The sequence below is a fragment of the Geobacillus sp. DSP4a genome (genome assembly GCF_013096875.1).
Lineage (GTDB): Bacteria > Bacillota > Bacilli > Bacillales > Anoxybacillaceae > Geobacillus > Geobacillus thermophilus.
This window is the reverse complement of the sequence record NZ_SDLD01000074.1, coordinates 1-7661: the sequence shown is the minus strand read 5'-3', so window position 1 is coordinate 7661 and position 7661 is coordinate 1. Positions and strand designations below refer to the sequence as shown.

General features: G+C 52.9%; 7 protein-coding genes and 1 rRNA gene. 3 read left to right on the top strand and 5 right to left on the bottom strand.

Features of this window, described 5'->3' with window-relative positions:
• A 16S ribosomal RNA gene (locus tag ETC02_RS15815) occupies positions 1 to 301 on the bottom strand; the annotation flags it as partial.
• Between the two features lie 577 nt (positions 302 to 878).
• Here ETC02_RS15815 and ETC02_RS15810 point away from each other — a divergent pair.
• Positions 879 to 1169, top strand: a complete 291-nt coding sequence (locus ETC02_RS15810; protein WP_033009177.1) for a hypothetical protein — start codon at positions 879 to 881, stop codon at positions 1167 to 1169.
• Positions 1170 to 1233: 64 nt separating this feature from the next.
• Positions 1234 to 1677: an Hsp20/alpha crystallin family protein gene (locus ETC02_RS15805; RefSeq protein ID WP_050367433.1), complete on the top strand. Its 444-nt coding sequence runs from the start codon at positions 1234 to 1236 to the stop codon at positions 1675 to 1677.
• Positions 1678 to 1693: 16 nt separating this feature from the next.
• On the opposite strand, the gene ETC02_RS15800 is transcribed toward ETC02_RS15805, so the two are convergent.
• The 4 genes from ETC02_RS15800 to ETC02_RS15785 are packed head-to-tail and all read right to left on the bottom strand — an operon-like array spanning position 1694 to position 6467.
• A complete protein-coding gene (locus ETC02_RS15800; protein WP_042382431.1) occupies positions 1694 to 2716 on the bottom strand; it encodes a LacI family DNA-binding transcriptional regulator in 1023 nt (340 codons plus the stop codon).
• Positions 2717 to 2769: 53 nt separating this feature from the next.
• The gene (gene galT / locus ETC02_RS15795) at positions 2770 to 4296 is read right to left on the bottom strand and encodes a UDP-glucose--hexose-1-phosphate uridylyltransferase (RefSeq protein WP_171698409.1); all 1527 of its coding nucleotides are present in this window, start codon (positions 4294 to 4296) and stop codon (positions 2770 to 2772) included.
• A gap of 3 nt (positions 4297 to 4299) precedes the next feature.
• Positions 4300 to 5286 (bottom strand): UDP-glucose 4-epimerase GalE, encoded by a 987-nt coding sequence (gene galE / locus ETC02_RS15790; RefSeq protein WP_063210912.1) that lies wholly within the window; start codon positions 5284 to 5286, stop codon positions 4300 to 4302.
• On the bottom strand, positions 5283 to 6467 hold the full coding sequence (locus tag ETC02_RS15785; RefSeq protein ID WP_050367435.1) for a galactokinase: 1185 nt from the start codon (positions 6465 to 6467) through the stop codon (positions 5283 to 5285). The genes galE and ETC02_RS15785 overlap by 4 nt, the downstream gene beginning before the upstream one ends.
• Positions 6468 to 6655: 188 nt before the next feature.
• Between ETC02_RS15785 and ETC02_RS15780 the strand changes: the two genes are divergently transcribed.
• Entirely contained in the window at positions 6656 to 7438 is a 783-nt protein-coding gene (locus ETC02_RS15780) for an EcsC family protein (protein ID WP_050367436.1), read from the top strand.
• The last annotated feature ends 223 nt before the right edge of the window (positions 7439 to 7661 follow it).

The window sequence follows — 7661 nt, the reverse complement described above, 5'->3', positions numbered from 1 at the left end:
GGCTACGCATCGTCGCCTTGGTGAGCCGTTACCTCACCAACTAGCTAATGCGCCGCGGGCCCATCCGCAAGTGACAGCCCAAAGGCCGCCTTTCAACCGAAGGCCATGCGGTCTTCGGTGTTATCCGGTATTAGCTCCGGTTTCCCGGAGTTATCCCGGTCTTGCGGGCAGGTTGCCCACGTGTTACTCACCCGTCCGCCGCTGACCGAATCAAGGCAAGCCCCAATCCGGTCCGCTCGACTTGCATGTATTAGGCACGCCGCCAGCGTTCGTCCTGAGCCAGGATCAAACTCTCCAAAGAAAGTTGATTGGCTTTTGCTTCGGCCCATGCGGACCTCCGCTTTTCGTATTGTCCAGCTTCGGTCCGCCGCCGCTCGGGGTCAAATAACCTTCGCCTTCCGGGTGCAAGCACCCTTGCAGGCGAAGAACATTTGCCCATCGCGGCGACCCGCGGACCTCCGCTTTTCGTCGCGCTTCGTTTCGTTCAGTTTTCAAGGAACAAGCAACTGCTTTTGTAACTTATAACTTAACGACAACTATTATTATATAAACAAATCTTTCAAAATGTCAAGCATTGTTTTCTCTGCTTTGTTTCTGCCGCGTTTATCCGTTTATTACGTTGCGGCAATATTTTATTATACTTATCATCCGCTGTTTGTCAACCACATTTTTTGATTGTTTCGTTGCCATTTGCCTCTTGGCATCGCGCTGTCGTGAAACGGCGATTTTGATTATATTACGCCTGACTTTCTATGTCAACTGGAATTTCCATCCGCAATGTTGCAGACTTCCCCTCCTGTAATGGCTGCTCACATCAACTATAATGAAAATGTGTAATAAGATAAAAAACGAGCATCAACGAAGGAGGAATGGATGCGATGAATCATTCATTTTCCGTTTTGCTTGACGCCTACCGCCGACTTTGGCCGAATCGTTCGATCACAGCGGAGACGCTCGATGAACAGAGTAGCCAAGCTCTTTTATATGAGACGATCAGGCAGGAGCTGCGCGACGAGTGGACGCATCCGCGCGTGCGGCAATCGTCCGAAGTGAAGTTTTATTACGCCGTTAAGCGGGTGGCCGCTTCTGACTTGCCGGATGGCATGAAAGTAGCACTCATTCAAGCGTATTTGACGGTGATGGAACAATTGCAAGCCAATCATACATAAAACAGACGAATCCGGTTCACACTACTGAGCGAAAAAACATTTCTTGTTAAGGAGGATGGCAGTTATGGCGTTAATTCCGTATGACCCGTTCCGGCACTTGGAAGCGATTCGCCGGGATATGAACCGCTTTTTTGCTAGTGATTTTCCATCACTGTTCACTCATATGGATGAGCAGCACTGGATGCCGCGCATCGACATGCATGAAACGGCCAACGAATACGTCGTTTCGTGCGATTTACCGGGGCTGGAGCGGAAAGAGGATGTGCACATTGACGTGCAGAACAACATGTTGACCATCAGCGGCACGATTCAACGCCACCACGATGTAAGAGAAGAACAAATGCACCGGCGCGAACGCTTCTTTGGTCGCTTCCAGCGTTCGATCACCCTGCCGGCGGATGCGGCGACGGAAAACATTCGCGCGACGTACAAAAACGGCGTGCTTGACATTCGTATCCCGAAAACAACGACAGGAACGAAAAAACGCGTTGATATCGAGTTCCATTAATGCAGAAGGGAGCGGCTTATCGACCGCTCCCCTTTTCGTTGCCCTCGCTGCTTGAGCGGATGACGAGCTCTGTCGGCACGACGACCTTTTTGCAAATCGCTCGTTTCGTCGTCAACCGTTCGATGAGCAGCTCAACCGCTGTTTCACCCATAAATTCTGTGTATACTTTCACCGTCGAAAGCGGCGGGTGAAGAAATGCTGCCGTCGGAATATCATTGAATCCGACAATCGCCGCCTCTTCCGGAACAGCGATCCCGGCTTCATGCAGCGCACGCAGGGCGCCAATCGCCATCGAATCACTGGCAATGAAAAACGCCGTCGGCAAGTCGCCGCCTGAAACAGCCTCTTTCATCAGCCGATAGCCATCTTCAGCAGTGAAGGCACCGATCCATACATAGCGGGAATCATACAGCCCTTTGACATACAAATATTCGTAAAACGCCGCTTCGCGCTCATCGCGGATCGGCGTTTCCCCGTCGACATATTCACGGCCGCCGATATAGCCAATTTTCGTATGCCCCAACCGAAGCAAATAATCAAGCACTGTCACCGTCGCTTGACGCAAGTCGATGACGACTGAATCAAACCGATGCTCATCAGGCGAACAGTCGACAAACACAATTTGTTTGGCCCCGGCGGCAAAAACCTCGACTTCCTTCGGCCCGAATTTTCCGACGGCGATGATGCCATCGAGCGCCTCCATCCGTTCGATCGGATAGGCGCCGTGCTGTTTAAACAATTTGACGAGTTCGATGCCGCGGTCAAAACACTCTTTTTCCACTCCGAGGCGAATCGCCATATAATAGGGGTCATCGATTTCCTGGCGCTCCGAATACCAGTGAATGAGCCCGAAGCGAAACGATTCGCGCGCTTGCTGGCTTCGTTCCCGCAATGTTTTGTAGTTCAACTCTTGGGCGACTTCAAAAATGCGCCTTCTCGTTTCATCGGAAACGGACAGCGTCGTATCGTAATTAAGCACGCGCGACACCGTCGCGACCGAAACGCCGACTTTTTCCGCGATTTCTTTTAACGTAGCCATCGTCTGTTCGCGCCCCCTTTCTGTTTCATATGAAACGCGTTTTTTCGCCGCATTTAAACAAGAGACGACATGCGCTCCACAGCGTGCTGCATAAAGCGGCGAAACGCGTCCTTCCCTCGCTTGTCCCGCTTAAACACCCCGGCATGTTCCAACACGGTCACAAACCGTTGCCCGACTTCGTGCCGCAAAATGTCATGGACGTTGTCCTTCGTGATGTCCGGATAGGCCGAGTGAATGGCTTCGCACCAATCCCAATGTTTATGCATCGACTCGTCCCAGTCTTCTTTTTTTGTCCGATGCACGAGATAATCGGCCAGCGTCTCCAGTTCCACGGCAAGCCGTGCCGGCAGCACCGCCAGCCCCATCACTTCGATCAAGCCGATATTTTCTTTTTTAATATGATGCAATTCTTCATGCGGATGGAAAATGCCGTACGGATGTTCCGCTGATGTCCGATTGTTGCGCAAAACAATGTCCAACTCAAACAAATCGCCGCGCCGCCGGGCGATCGGGGTGATCGTGTTGTGCGGAACATCGCCGCTGTAGGCCATAATCTCGACGCTTGGGTCGCTGTACGTCCGCCATGTTTCATACAAAAAGGCAGCCGCATCCAACACGTCCTCTTTTGGTCCAGTCAAACGGATGACGGACATCGGCCAGCGCACTATGCCGGCTGTGACCGACGGGAACGATGGGAGCGGGATACACTCTTCGATCTCCGCCTTTTCCATCGCAAACGGATAACGCCCTCCTTGGAAATGGTCATGCACTAAAATCGAGCCGCCGACAATCGGCAAATCGGCGTTCGAGCCAATGAAATAGTGCGGGAACTTTTCGACGAAATCGAGCAAACGGCTAAGCGTCTTCCGCTCCATTTTCATCGGCACATGTTCGGCGGAAAAGACGATGCAATGTTCATGATAGTACACGTAGGGAGAATATTGGAAATACCACTGTTCATCCAATAACGTGATCGGGATGACACGGTGATTGGAACGGGCTGGATGACGCCACGTTCCTTCATACCCTTCGTTTTCTTTGCATAATACACATTTTGGATACGAGGATGACGGCATCTCTTTTAATTTGGCGATTTCCTTCGGGTCTTTTTCCGGCTTCGCCAAGTTAATGGTGATATCCAATTCTCCATAGATGGTTGACACTTTCCAGTGCTGATTGTTGGCGATGCGCGCCGTTTGAATGTAATTGGACGCTTGGCTCAACGAATAAAACCAGTCCGTCGCCTCCTGCGGGCTGCGGCGGTACCGCTCGTAAAAGGCGCGGATCACTTCCGACGGCCGCGGCATGACGCAGTCCATCAGTCTCGCATCCCATATATCGCGCTCGGTCGTTGTATTCGTTTCCAACAATCCTTGTTCATACGCCCAATCAATCATAGCGTCCAATACCGGGGCCGGCGAGGCCAAGGGAACGTCCTTGACCTCGGCCGGCTGCCATTCCGTGAGTCGGAGCGTTGCCAGCAGGCGGTTGCGCGCGTACACCACATCTTCCGGCGCTAAAAGGCCGCGTTGCTCGGCATAACGGATCAGTTGTTCAATCGCCGTCCAAATTCGTTCCATCGCTCACACACCCCGATAGCCGTTTGGCCGCGCTTTGTGCCACTCCCACGCCGAGGCGACGATATCCGTAATGGACAAGTATTTCGGCTCCCAGCCGAGCTCGCGCTTTGCTTTTTCCGATGAAGCGACAAGCCGCGCCGGGTCGCCCGGGCGCCGCGCCACGACGCGGGCGGGGATCGGGTGTCCGGTCACTTGCCGAGCCGCTTCGATCACTTCTTTGACGCTAAATCCATTTCCGTTGCCTAAATTGTATACATCGCTGTCTGCCCCGCTCCGCAATTTCTCGAGCGCCAGCCAATGGGCATCGACGAGATCAAGCACATGAATGTAGTCGCGGATGCACGTGCCGTCGGGCGTGTCGTAGTCATCGCCGAAAATGTAGATTTTCTCGCGCTGGCCAAGCGGCACTTTTAAAATCAATGGAATCAGATGCGTCTCCGGGTTGTGGTCCTCACCGATTGTCGTGCCGTACGCCCCGGCGACATTAAAGTAGCGGAGCGAAATCGAGCGGATGCCATAGGCGCGGTCCGCCCATTTCATCATTTTTTCCATCGCCAGCTTCGTTTCTCCGTACGCGTTCGTCGGTTCCGTCGGGTCGGTTTCGACGATCGGGATTTGTTTCGGCTCCCCATACACCGCGGCGGTTGAAGAAAAGACGATTTGCTTGACACCAAATTCTCTCATCACTTCAAGCAGCACTTGTGTGCCGTACACATTGTTGTCGTAATATTTCAGCGGCTCTTCCATGCTTTCGCCGACCAATGAGTTCGCCGCAAAATGAATGACCGCCTCAATGTCGTGCTGGCGAAACACCTCGCGCAAAAAATCGCGGTCGCGAATATCGCCTTGGCAAAACACCGCATCAGGGTGAACCGCCTCCCGGTGCCCCGTCTGCAAGTTATCCACCACGACCACGCGCTCCCCTTTTTCAAGCAGACGGTACACCGCATGGCTGCCGATATACCCTGCCCCTCCGCAAACCAAAATCATCGGCTCATCTCCTCCAGTTCCGTGAGTTCTCTCGCCCCGTCACCAACTTCAACGACATAAAAGCTTGCTTCATAACCGATTTTTTCGGCATACGCGTTTCCGACCCGTTCAATGAAATCTTGAACGCATGCCTTTTTCACAATGTTCACCGTGCAGCCGCCGAATCCTGCTCCGGTCATGCGCGCCCCGACCGTTCCTTCGTGCGACCATGCCGCTTCAACGAGCGTGTCGAGTTCAACACTTGTCACTTCGTAATCATTGCGCAGCGACAAATGCGACTGTTTCATCAACTCGCCAAAGCGGATCAGGTCTCCGCTCTCAAGCGCCCGGGCGGCTTCAAGAGTCCGCTCGTTTTCCGTCACCGCATGGCGGGCCCGTTTTTGCTCAAGCGGGGAAAGAAGATGTTCATAACGGGCCAGCTCTGCGCTTGTCAGCTCGCCGAGCGAGGCGATGTTCCGCACGCTTTGTAGCTTCGCGAGAGCCGCCTCGCACGTCGCCCGCCGCTCGTTGTACGCCGAGTCCGCCAAGCCGCGCTTTTTGTTTGTGTTCGCGATGACAATCGAACAATCGTTGAGCACGAGCGGCAAATAGCGGTACTCGAGCGTCTGGCAGTTCAATAGAATGGCGCAATCTTGTTTCCCCATGCCGACGGCAAACTGATCCATAATGCCGCAATGGACGCCAACGTATTCATTTTCTACGGTTTGGCTCATTTTCACAAGTTCCAGCTGGTCAAGCCCGCGCCTGAACAGTTCATTGAGCATGACCGCGGTCACGAGCTCAATCGACGCCGATGACGACAGCCCGGCGCCGTTCGGGATCGTGCCGTAATACAAAATATCCAATCCGGTCTCCAGCGGGCTGAGCGCTTGAAACGCAGCCAAGATCCCTTTCGGGTAGTTCGCCCAGCCGTGCTCGCTCCGGTATGACAAGTCATCGTAAGAGACAGTGATCACTCCCGTTTCCGGGAAGTTTTGCGAATAAAAGCGGACAAATGGCTCTTTCGTCTGCCGAACAAGCGCATACGTGCCGATCTCGAGCGCGCACGGCAGCACATGCCCGCCGTTGTAATCCGTATGCTCACCGATCAAATTGACGCGGCCGGGGGCGAAGAAAGTGCGGATGCCTTCGCCTAAGCCGCTAAAAAGTTCGATAAATTGTTGTTTTAAAGTTGTAATCATGAAAGAGCCTCCTTAAGGTCATCTAGTCTAATAAATATTTTAGTTAAAATTTTACTATCCGTCAACGAAAAATTCCGATTTTGATTATACCGACAAGCTTCTTGTTAGAAACAAAGCCCTTCCTTCATCCGTATAATTCGTTACAATCAACTTATCCTAAACATAAAGAAGGAACAGGAGGCCCAAGCATGGATGCCATACTGGAGCTGCAAAAAGAACTAAAGCAAATCGAACAGTGGGAACACTCCCAAAAAGACCTATGGTTTTGGGAAAAGCTCGGCCGCTTGCCGTTTCAAGTGCTTGATAAGCTGACGCCAAAAGTCATCCATCGAAAACTCGGACAGCTGCTTGATGAGCTGGGCAGCTATATTCAAAGCGGCGGGCAATACTTAGTGAATGAAGGAAAGGTATTGGACAAGCTTGGCGTATCGTCGTTGGCCGAGGTGCCGCACTTGCCGCTTGCGACGATGGACCGCGTCTGCGACGAGTTGATCGATGCGCGCGTCACGTTCGCCCAGCTGCAAGGAGCGGCGACCGGGGTCGGCGGGGCGTTGACGTTGGCGGTGGACATTCCGGCGCTTCTCGGCTTAGCGCTGAAAACGCTGCAAGAGATCGCCATCGTGTACGGATATGACCCGAAGGAAAAAGAGGAGCGCGTGTTTGTCGTCAAATGCCTGCAGTTTGCCGCGGCGGACATCGTCGGGAAAAAAGCGATTTTGGACGAACTTTCGTCGTTCTCCCATGAACGCGGGCGCGTCTTTTCCGAACTGCAAGGCTGGCGGGAAGTGATGATGACGTTCCGCGACCAATACGGGTGGAAAAAGCTGTTTCAAGCCGTTCCGATCATCGGCGTCATTTTCGGTTCGCTGTTTAACAAATCGTTTATGGAAGACATCGCCGAAACCGGGAAGATGCTCTATCGGAAGCGTCGCATCATCGAGAAGCTCAAACAGTTTGAACCCGGCATCTAACATGCCGGGTTCGATTCGTTTGTTTCGCCCTGATGCATCCGCTCAGGCCGCATCATTCCCCCATCATCGAACAGCTTTCAATCGCCACATCATGCTGGTGAACTACCCCCACTTAATTTTCTAGCGAAAATTTGAAGTGGGGGCTTCCAAAGAAGTTTGACTGCTTCAAGCAATCCTTATTCTTTGAGGCGTGTCCACTTCGCCGCTAGAGCATAAGACACTC